Annotated in this window: 3 protein-coding genes; 2 read left to right on the top strand and 1 reads right to left on the bottom strand. The window is 44.9% G+C overall.

From position 1 onward, the window contains the following. The coding region (locus tag ACJAT7_RS18475; RefSeq protein WP_415228262.1) for a THUMP domain-containing protein at positions 1–472 on the bottom strand (472 nt) is incomplete at its 3' end. Between the two features lie 341 nt (positions 473–813). Here ACJAT7_RS18475 and hypB point away from each other — a divergent pair. Together hypB and hypF are read left to right on the top strand one after the other, a co-directional pair. Then, the gene (hypB, locus tag ACJAT7_RS18480; protein WP_415228263.1) at positions 814–1,680 is read left to right on the top strand and encodes a hydrogenase nickel incorporation protein HypB; all 867 of its coding nucleotides are present in this window, start codon (positions 814–816) and stop codon (positions 1,678–1,680) included. Positions 1,681–1,729: 49 nt separating this feature from the next. After that, positions 1,730–3,678 (top strand): carbamoyltransferase HypF (gene hypF, locus ACJAT7_RS18485; protein ID WP_415228264.1); only part of this gene is annotated, 1,949 nt, incomplete at its 3' end.

The following is a 3,678-nucleotide window of genomic DNA, read 5'->3' on the forward strand; positions in this document are numbered from 1 at the left end:
GTGAGCCTGACAAGTCTAAAAAGATAGTTACTTTATCTTTCCATAAACGGCCGTTAAAACGGATGTCGGCATCGCGTTTTTCTACATTTGGACGTTCATCGAATTTTTTACGGAATCTATCTACAATCGCATCTTTAATTTTTAATGCGCCAAACTGCGTATTACGGATTTCATCATTGCTACCGGAAAAATCAATTGAGAAAGTACTGGTAACATCAAAATGTTCTTCCCAAGGGATATTGCTGCAACCTAAATAGAGATCCAGTGAATCTAATACTTTGAATTCACTTAATTTTAATAATACACGCGAGGCAAAACGCGACCATAAACAGACTTTATACCCCTGCTCTAATGTGCCATCAAAAGCCACACCGCCGTTCAACTGTTTGGTGTTTTCAATACCCATTTCTTTCAGCTCAACTTCAAGCAGTGGGGCTAAACCTTTAGCGGTAGGGATAAAGTAACTTAACATAATGACTCTCAGCAATAATAGGGGAATAAAACAGCGCGTATTATACCCGAACCACTTGGAAATGCGAGCTTCAGCGCAACTCTGCACAAATCAATTGGCAGCTACGAGAAGCGTCTCTTTACGCAATAACAAGAACGCATATAAATCAGCTTGCTTGTTATGGAAAAACAATCGTTTCTGCACTCACCACAACTGATGCACTCTAATGTGAAAATTTATACGCTCTTATTATGAAAGCCCAACCTTTAAATAAGCGCATGAAACGAGAGATAGATCTGAGCAATTACGCGCAACTGATCCTAAGCTGAATCTAGGATAGCAATCAAACAGGTGAATAAATTATGTGTACAAGTTGCGGTTGTGATGATGGTGAAACACGGGTTGACGGCGCGCCAGTCAGTGAGCTATCTCACAGTCATAGCCCTGCTCTCGAGCCCCACAGTCATGCGCCAGAGTTAACCCAAAAACGTACGGTTCAAATTGAGCAGAGTCTATTATTAAAAAACGACCTTTATGCACAAAAAAACCGCGATCAATTTGCACAGCAAAATATTCTCGCACTTAATATTCTTTCCAGCCCCGGCTCGGGTAAAACTACCCTTCTGACCACCAGCCTCAATGCGCTTAAAAACAGGGTAAGTTTAGCCGTCATTGTCGGTGATCAGGCGACGGCGAATGACGCTCTGCGTATTCGCAAAACGGGGGTGAAGGCGGTGCAGGTAAATACCGGAAAAGGCTGTCATTTAGATGCCCTGATGGTCAATCATGCACTGCAAAATTTGACCTTTGCCGAGCAAGGTCTCCTATTTATTGAAAATGTCGGCAACTTAGTCTGTCCGGCGATCTTTGATTTAGGAGAGGCGGATAAAGTCGTTATATTGTCCGTCACAGAGGGTGAAGATAAACCGCTAAAATACCCGGATATGTTCCATGCCGCTAACCTGTTGCTGCTTAACAAGGTCGATTTACTCCCTTATTTAGATTTCGATCTGCAACTGTGCATAAAAAATGCGCAAAAAATAAACCCAAATATTAAAATAATAACCTGTTCGGCAACTACCGGCGAAGGGATGCAGGCTTGGTATCAGTGGCTGGAGCAGCGCAGAGTGCACCTACTCAAAGAGAGGCTGATCCCCCTTAACAATAAAATTGCCACTATCAACAAGATTTTACCGCAAGCTTTATTTAGTGAGGGGGATAAAGAATGAAAGCAGCCTGGACGTTATCAAATAATCAAATTCGCGGATATCGGTCACTATGGTAAGCAGTTATGACATTTGCGTTAGCGGCCAAGTGCAGGGGGTCGGTTTCAGGCCACATGTTTATAGCATAGCCAGCGAGCTTGGCTTGTCAGGCTCTGTTTATAATGATGGCGGGGGCGTACAAATTAAACTTGTGGCCACGCCAGAGCAGCTCAACCAATTTCTAGATCTGCTCGCGCAGCGGTTGCCCCCCCTTGCCGAAATAGAGGAGATTATTACCAATAAAAATGATGAGCTATGCAGCGCCTCCGGTTTTTCAATAATCAGCAGCCGCAAAAATGCCATCAATACGCAAATATCTGCAGATGCAAAAACCTGCGATGCCTGCCTAAGCGAATTATTTGATCCCAATAACCGTCGCTATCGTTACCCTTTTATCAATTGCACTCATTGCGGTCCGCGCTTTAGCATTATAAAAAAACTGCCCTATGATCGCCCTGACACGACGATGAGCCGTTTTAAATTATGCAACCGTTGCCAGCAAGAATATGACTCGCCGCTTAACCGCCGCTTTCATGCACAGCCCAACGCCTGTAATGATTGTGGCCCGACTTTGAGCCTTTATAACAATGAACTTGAAGAGATACTCTGCAATGATCTACTCACTAAAACGGTTACCCTGCTTAAACAGGGGAAGATAGTTGCCATTAAAGGGTTAGGCGGTTACCACCTCGTTTGCGATGCACGCAATAGCGCAGCAGTAAAACGGCTGCGCATAACAAAACAGCGTAAAACAAAACCGCTGGCTTTAATGGCGGCGAGCCTAGCAGCACTTGATCATATTGTTGAGCTCACCCCGCTTGCTAAAAAACAGTTAAGTAGCATCAGCGCGCCGATTGTTATCGTCAAAAAGCGCCATCATCACTTTGAAAGCCATCAATTTGAAAACCCTCAGTTTAAAAGTCATCAGTTTGAACATTTGGCCCCAAATATTGACACTCTCGGGGTTATGCTGCCCTACACGCCATTACATCACCTTCTGTTTTCAGGCGATAAAAACGGCGATAATCCAGATCCATTAATAGTGGTTATGACCAGCGCCAACCTGCGCGGTCAACCGCTTATCTACCAAAGCCACGAAAAAAAACAACTAGCCTGTTTAGCTGATTTTGTACTCACCCATAATAGAGATATTGATAAACGCCTTGATGACTCGATTGTTAACTGCAATGGCGAGCAGACTATTGTTATTCGCCGCGGCCGCGGCATGGCGCCGAAAGCGATTAATCTGGCATTTGCAGGCAAAGCAACACTTGCTGTGGGCGGTTTTTTCAAAAACAGCATCTGCTTAAGTAAAGGGAAAAAAGCCTATTTATCGCAATATATAGGCAATTTAGACAGTCCGGATAACTGCCGTTCTCTACAAGAAACAGTGGCCCACATGATGGCTATTTATCAGATAGAGCCGGAGCAGGTGGCCTCTGATCTGCACCCCGATTTTTACAGTACAGAGTTTGCGGAACAATTTGCCAGTGACCATAAAATTCCGCTTATTAAAGTGCAGCATCATCATGCCCACGCGGCGGCTATTGCTTGTGAACATCAATTAACAGGCCCTTATTTAGCATTAGCATTAGACGGTGTTGGGCTAGGTAATGATGGCAAAGCATGGGGCGGTGAATGCTTAAAAATAGAGGGACAACACTGCCAACGCTTAGGCCATTTTCAACCTCTGACCATGCCAGGGGGAGACAGTGCAGCAAAGCAACCTTGGCGTATAGCCAGCGCATTTTTAATAGAACACGGGATGGCTGAACTGGCGCAAACCCGTTTTGGTCGTGAGAAAGGCTTCAGTGCCGTCATACAAATGCTCGAAAAAGGGGTTAATTGTCCGCAGACAAGCAGTGCAGGGCGATTATTTGATGCCGCTGGCGCATTGCTTGGTTTAACCCATAACAACAGCTTTGAAGCGCAAGCCGCAATGCAGCTAGAGTCGGCCGCAGC

This window comes from Psychromonas sp., from assembly GCF_047632995.1.
Classification (GTDB): domain Bacteria; phylum Pseudomonadota; class Gammaproteobacteria; order Enterobacterales; family Psychromonadaceae; genus Psychromonas.